This window comes from Solibaculum intestinale (assembly GCF_040096205.1).
GTDB lineage: Bacteria > Bacillota > Clostridia > Oscillospirales > Acutalibacteraceae > Solibaculum_A > Solibaculum_A intestinale.
Window position 1 is genome coordinate 40089 of the sequence record NZ_JBBMFD010000015.1, and the last position, 17436, is coordinate 57524.

Genomic DNA, 17436 nt, shown 5'->3' on the forward strand with positions numbered 1-17436 from the left:
TTGTTCTCCTCCTAAATGAATAGATAGTGAAATACATTGAACAAATAGCCGACAAGGATAATCCCCGCTGTGCAGATGCCGATAAATAGTGCCAGCAGCTTCGGCTTCACCGCTTTGCGCAGCATAATCATAGACGGCAGGGATAGGGTTGTGACCGCCATCATAAAGCTGAGAATTGTGCCAAGCTGCGCTCCTTTGAAGAGCAGTGCTTCGGCTACGGGGATCGTCCCGAAAATATCCGCATACATGGGAACACCGATAATCGTTGCCAGAATTACGCCAAAAGGATTGTTGCTCCCCAAAACCGCTTCGATCCAGTGTTCGGGAATCCAGTTGTGGATGACTGCACCGATACCGACACCAACAAGGATATACGGGAATACCTTTTTGAAGGTATTTAGCACTTGATCCTTTGCGTAAGCCAGCCGTTCTTTCTGCGACAACGCCGGGGATTCGACATCGACTGCACTTGCACTTTTGATAAAGGATTCCACATACTCTTCCATGTGCAGCTTTTCAATCAGTGTACCGCCCGCGACGGCAATCATCAAACCTACCGCCACATAAGCGACGGCGATCTTCCATCCGAAAATACTGGAAAGCAGCAACAGGCTTCCAAGATCGACCATAGGAGATGAAATCAGAAACGAAAAAGTCACGCCAAGAGGAAGTCCCGCGCTAGTGAACCCGATAAACAGCGGAATGGAGGAACAGGAGCAAAAAGGAGTCACTGTTCCCAGCAGGGCCGCAATGATATTCGCCCATATCCCATGAAACCGGCCTAAAATCTTCTTGCTGCGCTCCGGTGGGAAATAGCTTTGGATATAGCTGATGAAAAAAATCAGGAAGCAGAGCAACACTGTAATTTTAATCACATCGTAGAGAAAAAACTGAACACTGCCGCCGATTTTACCAGTAATATCCAGTCCCAAAGCGGATAGGCCCATGCCAATCAATTCATTTAGCCATTTCATGCCGAGAAGCTGATTTTGAATAAAGTCCCAAACTACCGGCATTCACAGTCACCACCTTTGCGGCAGCTTAGTGTGCCTATAAACGCCTTAAATGCAGACAGTGTTTCGCAGTTCAGAGAGTAGTGCGACCATTTTCCTTCCTTACGGGTTTCCACCAAACCACACTCACACAGGATTTTCATATGGTGGGAAAGGGTCGGCTGAGTAATTTCAAAAGCCTCCAGCAGCTTGCAGCCGCATTTTTCACCGTCCGATAACATTTTTACAATCCTTAACCTGTTAGAATCTCCAAGAGCCTTGCAGATCAAAGCAATATCCATTTCATTCATGGCAAGCACCTCACATAGATCATTATCTATACGATAGCATATGCATAGATGATTGTCAATGTGTTCTTGTATATGTTATTTGGAAGTAAGGGTTCAGAAGTTATTTTTTACAGGTTTTTGTGTTTATTTTTATATGTTTGTCCATTGAACAGCAAGCTTTGAGCCGTAAACATAAAAAACGCCCAAACCCTGATAAATCAAAGGGTTGAGCGAAAAAAATGACGGTATGAGAAATGGACATTCCAAAAGAAATGTTCATTTCTCATACCGTCGTTTCATTTGGTGGAGCCTAGGGGAGTCGAACCCCTGACCTCTGCGATGCGAACGCAGCGCTCTACCATCTGAGCTAAGACCCCACATATTTTTCTGTCTGCCGCTGTCACCGCTGTACTTCCTAGAACGCAAATCGTAGGACAGGTCAACCAAGCAAAAGGCTATGAACGTTTCTCGCAGCACGCTTTTCTCAGCCGGCCTAACTATTATATCGGCAACAAAACCTTTTGTCAACACCCATTTTCCGTTTTTTTCTGCACGCTTTTATTGCTGCCTGCATGGTTTTTCAAAGAAACCTCGTCCTTATAAAATATGATACCGGCCCTCCTTCACCACATGAGCAGGCGGATTTTCCTGCGGAACACCGACTCCAACCGAAAGAACCACTTCATGCCCCTGTGGAAGTTTAAGTAGCTTGCGCAATTTTTCTGCCTGCGGCTCAACGAACGCCTCATTGGGCGAACCTAAAATCACGCTGCCAAGGCCTATTCCCTGAGCGGCCAGAGCAATGTTCTCAGCGGCAATGCCGCAGTCGAGATAGCTCCAGAAAGAAGCGGACGGCTCACAGGAAATGAAAAACACCGTGGGCGCGTGAAAATAGATATCCGCATCGGGCTGATTGAGCTTTTGGAGGGTCTCTTCATCGGCGGTTCTCTTCTGCTCCTCAATGGAAGCACGGCTGATTTGCGCGAGAATTTCGGGGTTTTGCACTACAGTAAAATGCCAAGGCTGCCGGTCCATGGCGGAAGGAGACGCCAAAGCCGCTGAAATCAACGCCTGAAGCTGTTCGCCGGTAATCTGCTCGGGACGGTAATCGCGGATGCTGCGGCGGTCTAATATGGCTTGCAAAACACTGGACTTCATGTGACACCCTCCTCAGCTACAGGCGGAATGTCCTATTTTTTCCCTGCCTGTCATAAAATTATTTATAACACGTATTCCCGACGATTGTCAACCTTCTTTCGGTTGCGGGAGTTCTCCGGGCATGCTATAATCGAAATATGAGTACCTTTTCTCCTTTTTCCACATAGGATAGGCTGTATTCTTATGTCCAAGGAGGAATCGGTATGCTGGAGTTCTATGATGGGCTTTCTGTAAATTTAGCGGCGGCAGCCTTCGCCTCTGCTCTGGCCGAAGGCCTGACTTCCGCCGAAATCGGGCTTTTGGCGTCATTTTTCAATGTGGTGGGAGACAGCCTGAACACCCTTGCAATTGCCAAAGCGCGCTGTACCATTTCGGAGCAATCCAAATAAGCGCCCGCCTTTCCCCGTGCGGTCCGGCGGGAGCCTTCCCTGATTCCCGCACGGAAAAGGAGTCTTGCCCAAATGGCTGAATTCTTCGCCGCTTACCCGGCTTTGCAAACCCTTGCGCAGATTCTGTCGGAGGTGCTTCGCTGGCTGGTGATTCTGCCGGTTCTGGGGTTCGCGATCGTATGGTTTCGTTCCATGCGCCAGGACCTTCCGGAAAACACGCCCATCGCCGTGCTGGTAAACGCGGCGACTCGGGATGTAACCCGGATTGTAAACCCGGAAACGGCCATCGGCCGTTCCCGCAACTCGGACATCATTCTGAATTTCCCCACCATTTCCCGCAACCACGCGGTGATCAGCCATCGGAAAAACGGCTGGCTCATCTTCGACACCAACTCGAAAACCGGCGTGTTTGTCAACGGGGAGCGGGTGAAAAAAAGCGCGCCGTTAAAAAACGGGGACGTGATTTCGCTGGGCGGAGTGACCTATGCCTTCAGCGACCGGATTATGGACTAGAGAGGATGTGACGCATGTTGGACAGCATCCGCATAGGCAAGCAAAAAAGCGCAAAGCAAAAGCTGCGCAAACCGGTAACCCAGGCGGGCTTATTCGGCCTGCTGACCATTTTTCAGCTCATCTGCCTGGTCCGCCTTTTGTTCTCCGACCGGGTGATGGAGAATCCGCTGCACCTACTGGCGTTTGTGCTGCTGATCGGAGTGGAGTGGGTCTATTACGGCTTTAGCCGGGCCATCGGGCGGGAACATATCGAGCTGGAGGCTTCCGCCTTTTTCCTCACTTCCATCGGGTTTGTGGCCCTCACCGGGGTGCTCCCCTCGTCCACCTGGATGCAGCTTTTGGGCGTGGTGGCGGGCCTGGTGGTATATAACCTGGTCATCTGGTTTATGGGAAGCATTGACCGGGTGGTGAAATACAAGGTGTGGATCGGGGTCGGCGGCGTGCTGCTGCTGGCGGCCAACCTCATTTTCGGCAGCATCATCTACGGGGCGCAGAACTGGATCAAAATCGGCCCCATTACCTTTCAGCCGTCCGAATTTGTGAAAATTGCTTTTGTGATGACCGGGACGGCTACGCTGGACCGGCTTCAGTCCTCCAGGCACCTGACCTGGTTTCTGGCCTTCTTCGCGGTATGCATGGGCGCCCTTTTCTACATGGGGGATTTCGGCACCGCCTGCATCTTCTTTGTGACCTTCTTGGTCATTGCCTTCATGCGCTCGGGGGACTGGAAGACTCTCATCCTTTTCTGTGCGGGCGCGGCGGCGGGCGCGGCTTTGATTCTTCAATTTAAACCGTATATCGCCAAGCGCTTCGAGGCCTGGCGGCATGTGTGGGAATTCGCGGACACGTCCGGCTATCAGCAGACCCAGCTTCTCATGTCGGTGGCGAGCGGGGGGCTTCTGGGCCTGGGGCCGGGGCTGGGGGTGCTGCACACGGTAGCGGCTTCCACCACCGACCTGATGTTCGGCATCGTGTGCGAGGAATGGGGGCTGCTTTTGGGCGCGGCGGCGGTATCGGTCTATGTGGGCTGGGCGTTGTTTGCCGGCCGGCTCGCCGGGCGCACCCGCTCCTCGGTTTATTCCATCGCCGCCTGTTCGGCTGCTAGCCTGCTTTTGTTCCAGGCGGCGCTCAACCTGTTCGGCGTCACCGATATTCTCCCGCTGACCGGCGTGACCCTCCCCTTCGTCAGCCGGGGCAGTTCTTCTATGATTGCTTGCTGGGGGCTTTTGGGATTTATCAAAGCGGCGGATTCCAGAACCTATAAACAAGGGAGGCTTGCCGCATGAAAAAAGTCATTCATCGGGCCATTTTGGTCTACATCCTCATCGGTCTGTTCTGCATTGGGATGGCCGCCTTTTTCATCACCTGGTTTTGCAACGGGTCGGATTGGGTGATGAACGAACGAAACCGGCACATCTACGCAAACGGCCTGATGCAGAACACCGGCGAAATCTACGACCGGGACGGGGTGAAGCTCGCCTACTCGGAAAACGGACTTCGCTATTACGCAGAGGATCCTGCTGTGCGGGAAGCTTTGCTGCACACGGTGGGCGATACGGAGAACTTCATCTCCAAGAGTATCCAAAAGCAGTTTGCCGCCGGCCTTTCCGGCTATAACCCGGTGGGCGGGGTGCACATGCTGGAGGAATGGAACCAAGGGGGCAAGGTCAACCTGACGGTGAGCGCCCAGGTAAGCCGCGTGGCGCTCGAGCAGCTCGCCGGGCGTAAAGGCGCCGTGTGCGTCTACAATTATAAGACTGGCGAGGTACTCTGCTCGGTGAGCACCCCTTCCTACGATCCTCAAAACAAACCGGACATGGATCCCGATTCCGAGCAGTACCAGGGCGTTTACGTCAACCGGGTCCTGTCCGGCCTCTATCCGCCCGGCTCCACCTTTAAGCTGGTGACGGCGGCCGCCGCCATTGAGAACATTCCCGACATTATGACCCGGGAATTTGTCTGCTCCGGCCAGTATGAGGCTTCCGACGGGGTCATCAAGTGCAACGGCGTGCATGGAAAGCTTACGTTCGAAGAAGCGCTGGCCGAATCGTGCAACACGGTGTTTTCCCAGGTGGCCATTGAACTGGGGACGGTGCGCATGACCGAGCAGGCGCAAAAAATGGGTTTTAACGGGGACTTTACGGTGGACGGCCTTACCTATCCCGGCGGAAGCTACAAGGTGTCGGATGCGGGCGCGGCGGATTTGGGATGGTCGGGCATCGGCCAGTATACCGATATGGCAAACCCCTTTACCATGATGACCATTGCGGGAGGCATCGGCAACGGCGGCACAGTGGTGCAGCCCCGGCTGGTAAACAATGTGCTCGGGCCCTTAAATATCCCCACCCACATCGGTAAAACCGTCGAGGGGGCCAAAATCATGGAAAGCTCTACCGCCTCGATTTTGGCGGACATGATGCACGGGGCGGTGCTCAACAACTACGGGGCCGACAATTTTGCAGGGCTCGATCTGTGCGCGAAAACGGGTACGGCGGAGGTCAACGACTCCTCGAAGCCCCATGCCTGGTTTGTGGGCTTTGTGCGAAACGAGGAAGCGCCGCTGGCTTTCGCGGTGGTGATTGAGAACGGCGGCTCCGGGTTCAAGGCGGCTGGTTCGGTGGCAAACGCGGTGCTGCAATCCTGCGTGGAGGTCTTAAACAAAAAATAGGGGTTGACAAATTGCCCCGTCTTGTTTTACAATGCAAGCCAAAGAAAAAAGTGAATACATTCCTTTGGGCAGGGCGAGCAGGACCTTTTGCGTTCCTGTGATTCCCGACCGGTGGTGATGCCAGCTTTGACTGGATAAGTCCAACAGCCCCAACAGCCGATGCGGTGAGAATCCGCAACCGCCAGTATAGTCTGAATGGGAAAGGAAGAGGAACCCAAATAGCAGGAATTCTCGTGCAGATTGGCGAATTTTCAGTATATTTGGTTTATATTATTACGTTTTGTAATAAAAAATCTTCTTTCCAAAGGAACTTTTGGAAAGAAGATTTTTTTATTTGCGGCGTTAGTCACAGGGTTTGGATCCGCCCTGCGCAAACGTCAAATCTCATTTTGTAAGGGGAGGAATTACCTATGACCAAATCCATGACCACCTTGCAGCGCATTGTTGTCATCGCGCTGTTCGCCGCGTTGACCGCGGTTGCCACCATGTGCATCTCCATCCCGATCCCCGCCACCAACGGCTACATCAACATCGGGGACACCATCGTGTTTATCTCCGCTCTCTTTTTCGGGCCGATTGCCGGAGCCTTGTCTGGCGGCATCGGCTCAATGCTGGCGGACCTTCTGCTGGGCTACGCCCACTGGGCCCCCTTCTCCCTGCTCATCAAGGCAGCGGAAGGTGCGGTGTGCGGCCTGATCGCCTACAAGGCTCTCAAGGGCAAAAAGTATTCCTGGCGGGCAATTGTTGGCATGATTGTGGCGGGGCTCGTAATGGTGCTGGGTTACTTCATCGGCGGCACCATTCTCAAGGGCTCCTGGGAGGTGGCCCTCACCTCCGTTCCCTCCAACCTGATTCAAGGAGGCGTATCGGCGGGGCTGGCCCTTGTTTTGTCGGTGCTGCTCAAGCAGGTGAAATACTTCCGGTAACGGGACCTACTTTTTCAGGGTGTTTAAGAGGGCGGCCATGTTTTTGCCCAGCGTTTCAAAGGTGCGGACTCCTTCTTCGTCCTTCTGGGCGTCTCCGATGTCCCGGGCGAGAGTCAGGTTCCAGTAAGTGGAGCCGGGGACAATCATCTGTTTGATGCCGAAGAAGAAGTTGATGGCGGAATAGGCGAAGGCACCTCCTGCCCGCCGGGCGGCAACCACGGGAGCGCCCACCTTGCCGGCCAGGGTCTGGCCCAGGGCGGAACCCGCCCGGTCGATGAGGGCTTTGGTTTCGGTGTTGATGTTGGCAAAATAGACCGGCGAACCGATGAGGATGCCGTCGGCCTCCCTCATCTTGTCTATATACCCGTTCATCCCGTCATCTGGCAGAACGCAACGGCCGCCGTTTTTCTTACATCCGCCGCAGGCCCGGCAGCCGGCCAAGGTATGGCCGCCTACCTGGACAAGCTCCGTGTCGATTCCCGCTTGTTCCAATTCTCCGAGCACCACCTTCAGGCTGAACGCGGTGTTCCCGTTTTTGCGGGGGCTTCCGTTGAACGCGACTACTTTCATAGATAATGCTCCTTTCTCCAAGGGAGGATGGAAAACCATCCCATCGTTATGTACAAAAGCCGGAGCTCCCACGCTGGACAAACAGCGCGGGGCCCCGGCTTAGTTGCTTACGATACCGGATTATTCCTCCTGCTGCACCGGTGTGATCACCGGCTTGCCGTCGCGCCCGAGCATTACGGTCAGCCCGCCCGCGTATCCGGAAGCATGGTATAGGTAATTGACCCCGGTTTCCTGGTCCACCCAGATTTCGAAGATGTCCATAACTCCTTGACTGAAGATTTTTCGAAATCGATCGGATTTTTTCATCGGCTTTCTTCCTTTCCTGCCGGTTCTTCCTTGACAAAACCGGTGTGTTCGGCCATGCTCTGGATCACGTCCAGAAAACGCAGGTAGAGCGCCTTGCCTAACTGGGCGCAAACGCTGTCCCCCGGTCGGCCGCAGAGCATGGCAAAGGTCTGGCCGATGGCGGCCGCTACATCGCGGCCCCGGTGGTACTCGAGAAAATAGAAGGAGAAGGCAAAGGAGCGCTCCACATCGTCGTAAATTTGGGGCGCGTCCCGTTTGAGCGTTTCATAAAAGGTGGACAGAGCCGCCCGGGCACAGTGGGCATTTGGAACATATTTGTCAAACCCCACCACGGCCGCAAAGGCCAGCAGCATCTGGCGCTGCTCGCGCATCTGGGCGTTCTCCGAGCTGTCCATTCCGAAAAAGCTTTCCCCGTTGTCGGCGTATACCTCGGCTGCCGCTGCCGCACCCAAGCCCCGGGCTTTTTCCAGGTTTCCGTTTTCCTTTTCCCGGCTGAGTTCCCGCAGGGACGCTTCCGCGTCTAAGTCCGCCGAGGAGGAAATCTCCCGGGACGGATGGCTGCCGGCAATGCGGATGTCGTTGTCTTCACACATGGGAATGCCTCCCTTTGTTTCTTTTGAATCTAGTCTTTCTGCTCGCGGTCCTGCTTGTCCTTGGCCTTGCGCACGGCGATGGCTAGCTGGTCGGGACAGGAGGTGGACTTAAACCCGCAGGTTGTCCCCTTCAACAAGGTTTCCACCTGATCGACGGTCATTCCCTGCACCAGCTTGGCGATCCCCTTTAAGTTGCCGTTGCAGCCGCCGTCGAACCGGACCGATTCAATTTTGTCCCCGTCGAGCGTCACATGGATGGCCCGCGAACAGGTACCTTTGGTTTGATAGACGTATTCCATGAATTTCGTTCCCGCCTTTTGCTGTTTGGTCCGCAAGCGGGAAAAGAGGCCGTTCTCTACGGTATATGCAGCCCTGTCCCGCTCTATACTATGGATGAAAAAGAATGGTCAAATCCGCGCGATTCCTTCCGCCTTTGCGGCTGCGGCCACCGCCTTTGCCACCGCGTCGGCCACGCCCGGTTCAAAAGCCTCGGGCAGGATATACGAGTCACAGAGCTTGTCCGCCGGGACAAAGTCCGCCAGCGCCTTGGAAGCCGCCACCTTCATGCCCTCGGTAATGTCCCGCGCCCGCACGGCCAGCGCCCCTTTGAAGATGCCGGGGAAGGCCAGCACATTGTTGATCTGATTGGGATAGTCCGACCGGCCGGTGCCCACCACGGCCGCGCCGCCCGCCTTGGCTTCGTCGGGCATGATTTCGGGGATGGGATTTGCCATGGCGAACACCACCGGATCCTTTGCCATGGAGGAGACCATTTCCCTGGTCACAAGCCCCGGGCGGGAAACGCCGATGAACGCGTCCGCCCCTTTGAGCACGTCGGCCAGAGTCCCTTGTTTTCTCTCCCGGTTGGTGACCGCCGCCATCTCCTTCTGCGCAGGATTAAGCCACTCGGCCCCTTCGTACACGGCGCCTTCCTTGTCGCACAAAATCAGGCTGCCCACCGAAAGCTGCAAGAGGAGCTTGCCGATGGCGATGCCCGCCGCGCCCGCGCCGTTGATGACCACGGTAGCGTCCTTAAGCCGCTTGCCCACCACCTTGAGTGCGTTTTGCATAGCGGCGGCGGCGATGATGGCGGTGCCGTGCTGATCGTCGTGAAAAACCGGGATATCACAGCATTCCTTGAGGCGGCGCTCGATTTCAAAGCAGCGGGGGGCGGAAATGTCCTCCAGGTTGATGCCGCCGAAGCTTTTGGAAATGAGGCGGACGGTTTCGACAATTTCATCCGGGTCCTTGCTGTCCACACAAATGGGGAACGCGTCCATGTCCGCAAATGCCTTAAAGAGGGCACATTTGCCTTCCATGACCGGCATGGCGGCCTCAGGACCGATGTCCCCCAGGCCCAAAACGGCGGTGCCGTCGGTGACCACCGCCACTAGGTTATGCCGTCTCGTCAGCTCATAGGATTTCGACGGGTCCTTCTCAATAACCAGGCAGGGCTCCGCTACTCCCGGCGTGTACGCAAGGGACAGCTCCTCCCGGCTGTTCACCGGGACGGTGGCCTTGACTTCGATCTTTCCTTTCCATTCGTAGTGCTTTTGCAGCGCCAGTTCCTTGATGTCCATCCTTTTCCTCCCTATCGCCGCAGATTCCCTGTTAAAGCCCGAACCCGCGGCCGGGCAAGGGCAAAAAGAATTGCTTTTTCCCCCTGCCTGCTCTATAATGAATAACGAAATAAGTCTATTTATTATACACCATGCCAGTCTTCAAAACAAGTGTTCGCGGCGGCAAAGGGCAGAGAAAAGCAAGGCGCGGTTCCCTCCCCTTTGCCGCGGCCGGATTTCCATAAATCTACTGCAAAGGATGTATCCGAAATGAGCATCGATCTTCCTATGCTCGACACTATGTACGAGCAGCTGCACGCCACCGTGGAGCGGTATCCCAATTCCACGGCCCTGATTTACTACGGCACCCATCTTTCCTTTTCCCAGCTTGACGACCTGGTCAACGGCTGCGCGGCCGGCCTGAAAGCGCTGGGAGTCAAAAAAGGGGACCGGGTGACCATCTGTATGCCGAACCTTCCCCAGACCATCGCCGTAATTTATGCGGTCAATAAAATCGGGGCGGTGTGCAACATGCTCCATCCTCTATCTGCGGCGTCGGAGGTAAAGCATGGGGTAGAGCTGGTGAAAAGCAAGGTGGCGTTCTGCTTTGATATTTCGGAAAAGGCTTTTGACGGTCTCCCCGTTACCTTAATCTGCTGCAAAACCGCCCAGTTCTTCGAAAAAACCCCGGTGGGTTTTGTGCGGGGCAAGGTGTACCTGCACCGCACAAAGGACAAGCGGGCTCCGGCCCAGGTGGGGCATAAGCTCAGCTGGCAGGGCTTCTTGGACGGGGGCAAGGCCTACCTCAAGCGTCACGGGATTCCGCCCACGGTAGGCACACGGGACGATACGGCCGCCATTATGTACACCGGCGGCACCACCGGCAGCCCCAAAGGGGTCATGCTTTCCAACGACGCGGTCAACCACCTGTCCTTCCAGATGTTCCCCATCGCCAAGGACGTGCTGGCGTCCGACGGGATGCTGGGAGCGCTGCCGGTCTTTCACGGGTTCGGTTTCGCGCTGTGTATGCACACGGCTATGTGTGTGGGAATGCGGTACGCGCTCATTCCCCGCTTTGACCCGAAAGACTGCTGCAGCATGATTTTAAAAGAAAAAATCTCGCTGATTTTCAGCGTTCCCGCCTTCTTTGAAGGGCTTCTCAAGTGCGGCGGCCTCAAGGGACAGGACCTTTCCTTCATCCGACTGGTGGGTTCGGGGGGCGACATGGTTTCCGACGATCTGAAAGCGCGGATGGACGCTCTGCTCAAGGAGGGCGGCTCGAATACCTATCTCATCTCCGGGTACGGGCTGACCGAGTGCGTCACCGCCTGCACCATGGCCCCGCCGGCGGAGAAAGTGGGTACCGGCTGTGTGGGGACTCCTTTTGATGGAAACGAGATGAAGGTGGTGCGCCTTGGTTCCACGGAGGCGGTTTTAGAGGAAGACGGGGAAATCTGCATCACCGGCCCGACGCTGATGAAGGGATACTGGCAGGATGAGGAGGAGACCGCCAAGGTGCTCAAGCGCCATGCGGACGGCAAGCTTTGGCTGCATACGGGGGACATCGGGCGCATCGGCAGGGACGGGCAGCTTTACTTCAAGCAGCGGCTCAAGCGGGTGCTTAAGGTGTCCGGGTACCTGATTTATCCGTCGGTGATCGAGGAACGGCTGCGGTGCAACTCCCTGGTGGAGGACTGCTGCGTGGTAGGGGTGCAGACCGCAAGCGGCACCAAAGTCAAGGCTTATGTGGTGCCCCAGAGGCCAGCGAAAACGCAAACCGAACAGGAACTCCTGGCGGAAGAGCTCAAACGTTATTCTTCCCAGACCCTCAACCGGTGGAGCATCCCGGCCCAGGTGGAGTTTCTCCCGGAGCTTCCCCGTACCAAGATCGGGAAGGTGGACTTCAAGGCGTTGGAAGCCAGGCAGTCCTGACGTTGGGCAAAGGAGGACGCATTTTTGAAAATCCTGTTACTCGCCTATCTCGACCGCAATTTTGGAGACGACTGTATGGTCCGCCTCTTTTTTCAGTCCTTTCCAGAGCATGAAGTGTACCTCTGCTGCCGGGACGATACGCGGCTTCTCCCTTTTGCGGACCTGCCCAATCTGCGGGTATTCCGTGGTTCCCTGAAGGCTGCCTCTAAGGACAAAAGCTTTGACGCGTGCGTTTACATTGGCGGCTCCACGTTCATCATTCATTCTTGGAAACTCGCACTGGTACGGGTGCTGACGGATGATCTGGCCCTATGGCGATTTCTGCGCAAGGACGGGCTTCTGGTTTACCTGGGATGCAACATCGGCCCTTTTCACTGGAAGCATGGGAAGCGCTTGGTGCGGTACGAGCTGAAAAAGGCTTCTCTGACAACGGTGCGCGACCGGTATTCCCTGTCGGTGGCAGAGGGGCGCAACTGCCGGTATCACGCGGACCTGCTTTTTTCTATGAACCTGCCGCGGGTAGAACCGTTGGGAGATTTCCTCGGCATCACCTGCTACAACAATCTTCAGCATGCAGGCGTGTGTGAAAAGAACGCGGCATTTCTCGCAAAACTTGCGGACCAGTATATCGAACACACGGGAAAGGGTGCCCTTCTCTTCGCCTTCGACACGGGGGTGGAAAACGACCTGTTCGCCGCCCACCTGGTCCTTTCCCATATGAAAAACAAAGAGAAGGCGCAGGTGGTCGCTCATCTCGATAACGGGGAAACGGTGCTTGCCGCCATGCGGCAGTGCCGCACGCTTGTCTGCGTGCGGCTGCATGCGGCGGTAACGGCGCTGCAAATGGGTCTCCCATTGGTCCCGGTGACCTATTCGGATAAGATGAACCACCTGCTCGACGAGCTTTCCTTCCCAGGTAAGCGGTACCAATGGGGGACTCTGTGGGAACTCCCGGTCTCACAGGTGCTCGACGAGGTGCTGACGGCGCCCCGGCCTCAGGTGGATAAGGAAGCGCTGGCACGGGACGCGTATGGGCATATCGAGGAGCTAAAGGCGCTGTTCTCCCAGTGGGAAGCGCGGCACAAACGATAGGCTTCCCGACCCTTTGCAGAAAAAACCGATTGTGGGCGAATATAAAAAGGGGAGCTGCCGTCCGGCGGCTCTCCTTTTATTTATGGGTTGAGGGGTGTCGACCAGTGTCTAAGGCGATGGGTGAACGCTCTCGCCGGGAGCGGGAAGACTGTAAGCGGACAGCTGCGGTACCAGGTATCTTTTCCCGCCGCCCGGAATGATGAAAGGAGTGCTGCTCGCAGTTGGATTCCTCTACCGGCACATCCGATGATTCTACTGACTGAAAAACAAAGGCGCAGGGAAATCCCTGCGCCTTTGCCGCATTCCGCGGGATTATCTATGGATTGCTGTTATCTGCAAAACTACCGGATGATTCTCACCGTGTAGTCGACGTCGGTGGCTTGGTACACACGGTCCGCTCCGGCCACGCGCACGTTGAGGGTACGGGTACCGATGGAACCGACGCTGGTGGCGTAGGTCCAGGTACGGGTGCCGTCCGCATTGTCCACATAGCTCAGAGAAGACGGGGCAAGACCCATGCCACTCTCGTTGAAGAGACGCACGAAGGAAACCGCCTGGTTGGTCTTAATGGTGACCTCAAAGGTCTGGTTTACCTTAACGGTGGCCTTTCCGTTGACGGAGATGGCTTGCGGAAGCTCTTCGACAGGAGGCGCCACCGTCTCGTTTGCGATGGCGAAGCTCACGGTTGCACCGGTATCTTCGTAATCCGCAAAGACCTTCAGGGTGCGCGTACCCACTGTGCCGAGGCTCAGCTTAAGGGTCCAGGTCAGGGTATTGTCTTCGTTGAGGACAGGCTCCTCATGGGTGCTGACCAAGCCCGCGCCCAGTTCATTGGCCAGGTAGACGAAGTCCACATTCTTGCCGGTGGTAACGGTAACCGTGATCTCGCTGTTGGGCTTATAGCCGGGAGCATCCGTCGAGGCGGTCACCGGGGTGTTGGAATAGTACATGGGATAGGTGGGCAGTTCCATCGCCAGGACCTGATCCTTCACATCCTCGCCCAGGTAGAAGCCCAGGTGCGGCGGCTGGTTGTAGCAGCCGTTCTGATTGGCGACCGCATTGCGGTAAACCGGATCATGCATGAGGGTGTAGATCATGTAGTCGGTGGGGATATCGGTGGTATAGATGCGCAGCTCAGAAGAATCCGCCGCGCGGGTGACGATTTCCTCGCGCCAGTCGCCAAGAATGTCGGCGGCCAGATTGGGGGTGTTCTTAGTGCCGTTGTTGGTCATGGTGCCTTCGAACACATCCAGAACATCCATATTGTTGGTTTCCCAATTATACTTATAGATAGTTTGGGCGGTATAACCGTCGGGAGCGCCGATGTTTTCGCCATCGGGCAATTCAGACAGCAGGTCACCGTCCCAGTAAGCACGCCAGTTGCAGGAGAAGTTGACGCACTTGGTTTCAGCGATGACTTCACCGTAGACATTGTAGATGGAGCCAGCGGGAACCTGGCCGGGCGTTTCGTTGCCGGGACGCTGGGACCAAATTTCAAAGCCGGGATTCGGGGTGATGTTGGCAGCCACGCCGCGGCCGGCGTCGAAGTTGCCAATCTTGTGACCCAGCAGACGGGCGCCGTTGCCGGCGTCGCTCAGGGCATAGTTGACGACCGAGTTGCCAGATTCATAGGGCTGGAACACTTGAAGGCGATCGGATTCGGGGATCATGGCAGCCAGATGGATGGTATCGCCGTGAGCCACGTTATCCATGCCGTTCTTGCCGTTCTTGATCCAGAGGATAGAACCGTCGTGGTCCAGCGCGATGGAACCGAGGATCAACTCGTCATAGCCGTCCGCGTCCACGTCGCCGGCGGCATTGTTATGGTTACCCTTACCGCCGTAGCTGCTGCCAAGGGGCGCGGAATCAAAGGTCCAAACTTCTTGCAGCATGTCGTCAATCAGCTGATAGGCAACGACCGTGGTTCTAGCATAGTAGCCGCGGTTCATCAGCGCGGTCGGACGAACGGCGCCTTCCTCACTGGAAGACAGATCCGGCAGATAACCGAACGCGCAGTTGTAACGGTCAGAGCGGTTGTAAGAACTGTCGCCCCAGTCGCGGACATTGCCCACCGGGAACGCATAGTCACAGTAATCGATGACTTCGCCGGTGAGGCCGTCAATGGCGACCATGTACTCGTTGCCGCCGTTGATATGGCCGGTACCGGAACCGGAGAGAATCACATTGGTACCTTCCAGGGAAGGATCACCCACGATGTCGATAATGGTGGACTCGTCGTCCATGTCGATCTTGCCTTCGGCATTGGGGGCGTAGGTACGGGTGCCGTCGGCGCCCTTGATCAGGAACTCGGCTTTACCGTCCATATCGAAATCGTAGAACAGGAACTGGCTGTAGTGGGCGCCGGAGGATACGTTGTAGCCCATGGCAAGTCTCCACAGCACGGTGCCGTCGAGTTTGTAGCAGTCAAAGAAGGTGGGGCTGCTCAAAACGCCGGAGGTACCAGAATCGAACTGGTTGGAGGGATACCACTTCACGACGATTTCATATTCGCCGTCGCCATCCACGTCGGCAACGCCGGCATCATTGGCAGAGTAAGTCGCTACCACCTTGCCTGCGATATCCGGATGATCGCCCGGGTACTGCAGCGGGATGGCCATGTAGTTGTTCTCCCAAGCGGCCGTTTCCTCGCTCATGGAAGAAACGCCATTGAGGATCGTCTCAACCACATACTTGTCGCCGGGCTTGCCGTCCTTATCCACAAAGTTCGTCACATTGGTGATGGGCTGGGCATTGATCTTCTCACCGTTGCGATAGAGATTGAAGGAGATGTCCTTGCCGTATTCGGAGGCAAGCAGACGCCAGGAAACAAAGATGCCGTCGTCGGACTTCAGCGCAACCACGCCGCGGTCGAGCCATTCCATGGAACGCTCATAGCCGTTGTAGTTGGTGCCAAGGTCCGCGTAGCTGACGCGCTGGGTGGCGGTAAGGTTTCTAGTCAGCTCATAGGGAACCGCATCGCTGCCTGCGACCGGATCTCTCGCCACGATGTTGGTGGTGTAAACATAAATGCCTTCCTTGGACGCGTCAAAAGGATTGTCGGAAGTCCAGCCGGAGATATCCGCCTGAATCCACTGGCCGTTGCTCAGCTTCACCGGCACGGTAGCGGGCAGAGCGGGGGCCTCCGTCTGCGGATAGTCCACCTGAATGGTGATCATTTCCTGAACGGATTCCACGTAGTGGTACTTGTGATAGTCCATCTTAAAGGTGGCTACCAGATTGCGGGGATTCTCGGTTCCTTCCAGAACCAGCGGGGCGGTATAGGTATAGGTCTGGAACACGGCCGGGTCAAACGCCGGCTCACTGGTCCATTCGCCGACCTTGATGGTCTTCTCGGAGCCGTCGCCCATCAGAGCGTTGACTTCGGTGGGGAGGGCAATGGTATCCAGGGAGGATTCCACGCGGTCGGCAGGCTGCTCGATGGACAGGATGTTGTTGGCCGCATAGGGCTCGTAGGAGATCTTAAAATTATCCAAGTCCTCATATACGGTAACCGGGTTGCCGCCGTTGCGGCCGCCCCAAAATACCATACGGTTGAAATTGGCATGGTTGGCGGCAATGTCGATGTCACTGAATACGGTGGCGGTAGCGCCTTCCACATCCCGGGGCGTCAGGGAGACGCTCATTTTGTGGTTGACAAAATCGAAGTCCAGAACTACCTTATACCAAACCTTGGTGGCAAGGCCGGTATTGGTGATTTTGGTGGTGGCGGGGTCGCCGTCCACAACCAGGTCGGTAAGGCCGCTGACGCGGCCATAGTTGCCGGCGACAAAGCCCAACTGGCCCTTATTGCCGAACACGAACTGGAACATGGGCGTATTGGTCGCGCTGCTGTAGAAGCGCAGGGCGCCGATGTTGCGGGCGTTGGGCACATCGCCGGGACGGTAATCAAAGGAAATCTGAAGGGACTGCGAATCAATGTAATCGAATTCCTTCATGCTTCCACGGTCGCCGTTGCCCTGCTGATGCCAGGTTTCCAGGTAATGGTTTCCGTTTTCTTCGGCAAGGTGAACGTCAAAGACACCCGTGCTTCCTACGAGGTCTTTGTTTCCTACGGTTCCCCAGAATTGTTCGAAGTCGCCCTCGAAGTCATCAAAGAAGGGATTCGCAGGTGCCGCGCCAAACGCAGTCATCGGCACAATGCCGATGAGCATGACTGCGCTCAGCAGGATCGCAAGTAGTTTCTTTGCTTTCATTTTCTCTCCTCCTAATGCATTTTGGCCATAGATACTATGACCTTGCCTTTATTATGCATTTCGCTCGTTATCATGTCAATTCCAAAAAGGTAAAACTTTGTACTTAATTTTTTACACTATTATAATTAGTTACCAAATGTTAGTACAACTTTTCATTAAATAATACACAAAAAAATTCATATTTATGGCAAAACGCAAAAAAGCAACCAGATTACCATGTGTGTAATCTGGTTG

Annotated in this window: 16 protein-coding genes, 1 tRNA gene and 1 riboswitch; of the genes, 7 read left to right on the forward strand and 10 right to left on the reverse strand. The window is 55.5% G+C overall.

Features of this window, described 5'->3' with window-relative positions; genetic code table 11:
- Positions 1-11: 11 nt before the first annotated feature.
- The 4 genes from WMO26_RS09100 to WMO26_RS09115 form a co-directional block, all read right to left on the reverse strand.
- The gene (locus WMO26_RS09100; protein WP_349219813.1) at positions 12-1016 is read right to left on the reverse strand and encodes a permease; all 1005 of its coding nucleotides are present in this window, start codon (positions 1014-1016) and stop codon (positions 12-14) included.
- Positions 1007-1303 (reverse strand): ArsR/SmtB family transcription factor, encoded by a 297-nt coding sequence (locus WMO26_RS09105; protein ID WP_349219815.1) that lies wholly within the window; start codon positions 1301-1303, stop codon positions 1007-1009. The genes WMO26_RS09100 and WMO26_RS09105 overlap by 10 nt, the downstream gene beginning before the upstream one ends.
- A 280-nt stretch (positions 1304-1583) precedes the next feature.
- Positions 1584-1659 (reverse strand) — tRNA-Ala (locus WMO26_RS09110).
- Positions 1660-1879: 220 nt separating this feature from the next.
- Complete coding sequence (locus tag WMO26_RS09115) at positions 1880-2440, reverse strand: nitroreductase family protein (protein ID WP_349219817.1); 561 nt, start codon at positions 2438-2440, stop codon at positions 1880-1882.
- Positions 2441-2643: 203 nt separating this feature from the next.
- Between WMO26_RS09115 and WMO26_RS09120 the strand changes: the two genes are divergently transcribed.
- The 5 genes from WMO26_RS09120 (at position 2644) to WMO26_RS09140 (ending at position 6936) form a co-directional block, all read left to right on the forward strand.
- Positions 2644-2829 (forward strand): hypothetical protein, encoded by a 186-nt coding sequence (locus WMO26_RS09120; protein WP_349219818.1) that lies wholly within the window; start codon positions 2644-2646, stop codon positions 2827-2829.
- Positions 2830-2901: 72 nt separating this feature from the next.
- Entirely contained in the window at positions 2902-3342 is a 441-nt protein-coding gene (locus tag WMO26_RS09125) for an FHA domain-containing protein (protein WP_349219819.1), read from the forward strand.
- Positions 3343-3356: 14 nt separating this feature from the next.
- A complete protein-coding gene (locus tag WMO26_RS09130; RefSeq protein WP_349219821.1) occupies positions 3357-4628 on the forward strand; it encodes an FtsW/RodA/SpoVE family cell cycle protein in 1272 nt (423 codons plus the stop codon).
- A complete protein-coding gene (locus WMO26_RS09135; protein WP_349219823.1) occupies positions 4625-6010 on the forward strand; it encodes a penicillin-binding transpeptidase domain-containing protein in 1386 nt (461 codons plus the stop codon). Before WMO26_RS09130 ends, WMO26_RS09135 begins: the two co-directional genes overlap by 4 nt.
- Before the next feature lie 55 nt (positions 6011-6065).
- Positions 6066-6221, forward strand: a riboswitch (FMN riboswitch).
- Between the two features lie 199 nt (positions 6222-6420).
- Positions 6421-6936 carry an ECF transporter S component gene (locus WMO26_RS09140; RefSeq protein WP_349219824.1) on the forward strand — a complete coding sequence of 172 codons (516 nt, stop codon included), beginning with the start codon at positions 6421-6423 and terminating at the stop codon, positions 6934-6936.
- A gap of 6 nt (positions 6937-6942) precedes the next feature.
- Here WMO26_RS09140 and WMO26_RS09145 read toward each other — a convergent pair whose 3' ends face one another.
- The 5 genes from WMO26_RS09145 to WMO26_RS09165 form a co-directional block, all read right to left on the reverse strand.
- Positions 6943-7506, reverse strand: coding sequence for a flavodoxin family protein (locus WMO26_RS09145; protein ID WP_349219825.1), 564 nt, complete (start codon positions 7504-7506; stop codon positions 6943-6945).
- A gap of 120 nt (positions 7507-7626) precedes the next feature.
- On the reverse strand, positions 7627-7812 hold the full coding sequence (locus WMO26_RS09150; RefSeq protein ID WP_349219827.1) for a DUF6440 family protein: 186 nt from the start codon (positions 7810-7812) through the stop codon (positions 7627-7629).
- Positions 7809-8405, reverse strand: a complete 597-nt coding sequence (locus tag WMO26_RS09155; protein WP_349219829.1) for a hypothetical protein — start codon at positions 8403-8405, stop codon at positions 7809-7811. The genes WMO26_RS09150 and WMO26_RS09155 overlap by 4 nt, the downstream gene beginning before the upstream one ends.
- Positions 8406-8434: 29 nt before the next feature.
- Positions 8435-8704 (reverse strand): TIGR03905 family TSCPD domain-containing protein, encoded by a 270-nt coding sequence (locus WMO26_RS09160; RefSeq protein ID WP_349219830.1) that lies wholly within the window; start codon positions 8702-8704, stop codon positions 8435-8437.
- A 108-nt stretch (positions 8705-8812) separates the two neighbouring features.
- Positions 8813-9985: an NAD(P)-dependent malic enzyme gene (locus WMO26_RS09165; protein WP_349219832.1), complete on the reverse strand. Its 1173-nt coding sequence runs from the start codon at positions 9983-9985 to the stop codon at positions 8813-8815.
- Between the two features lie 249 nt (positions 9986-10234).
- Here WMO26_RS09165 and WMO26_RS09170 point away from each other — a divergent pair, with 249 nt between their 5' ends.
- Both WMO26_RS09170 and WMO26_RS09175 read left to right on the forward strand, forming a co-directional pair.
- On the forward strand, positions 10235-11896 hold the full coding sequence (locus tag WMO26_RS09170; RefSeq protein ID WP_349219834.1) for a class I adenylate-forming enzyme family protein: 1662 nt from the start codon (positions 10235-10237) through the stop codon (positions 11894-11896).
- 24 nt (positions 11897-11920) lie between these two features.
- On the forward strand, positions 11921-12988 hold the full coding sequence (locus WMO26_RS09175) for a polysaccharide pyruvyl transferase family protein (RefSeq protein WP_349219836.1): 1068 nt from the start codon (positions 11921-11923) through the stop codon (positions 12986-12988).
- Positions 12989-13329: 341 nt separating this feature from the next.
- Here WMO26_RS09175 and WMO26_RS09180 read toward each other — a convergent pair whose 3' ends face one another.
- A complete protein-coding gene (locus tag WMO26_RS09180; RefSeq protein ID WP_349219838.1) occupies positions 13330-17202 on the reverse strand; it encodes a rhamnogalacturonan lyase family protein in 3873 nt (1290 codons plus the stop codon).
- Positions 17203-17436 lie beyond the last annotated feature (234 nt).